Raw genomic sequence first — 338 nt, 5'->3', positions numbered from 1 at the left:
CAACTATCCTGTGGCTGCGAAGGACAACGTGGCTGCTTGCTGTTAGCAACCGCCACTGAAATGGTGCCACACGACGCCGAGATCACCAGCCTTGTTAATGCCATGTATAACCAAATGGGCCAGAAACTCATTACAGCTGTACAGTCCGGTCAGAGCACTGGCGAAATCCCGGCTAAGCTCGACGCACAAGCAATAGCAAGTTTGATCCTCAGCATCACGCATGGCATGAGAGTGCTTGGAAAAGCTGGCGGACTACAAAGCGATATCAACCTGATAGTGGACACCGCCATGAAGTTGCTCGACTGATTTTTTCAACCAATTAGGAACTGATAGGTTTC

Annotated in this window: 1 protein-coding gene; it reads left to right on the top strand. The window is 50.0% G+C overall.

The genetic code is table 11. The annotated features are described in order from the left end of the window. The coding region (locus R0J87_RS19060) for a TetR family transcriptional regulator C-terminal domain-containing protein (protein WP_498888195.1) at window positions 1-306 on the top strand (306 nt) is incomplete at its 5' end. Window positions 307-338: the final 32 nt, after the last annotated feature.

This window comes from Halomonas sp. SIMBA_159 (genome assembly GCF_046536035.1).
Taxonomy (GTDB): Bacteria; Pseudomonadota; Gammaproteobacteria; order Pseudomonadales; family Halomonadaceae; genus Vreelandella; species Vreelandella venusta_A.
The sequence above is the reverse complement of the archived record's forward strand: the minus strand, read 5'-3'. Positions and strand labels throughout refer to the sequence as shown.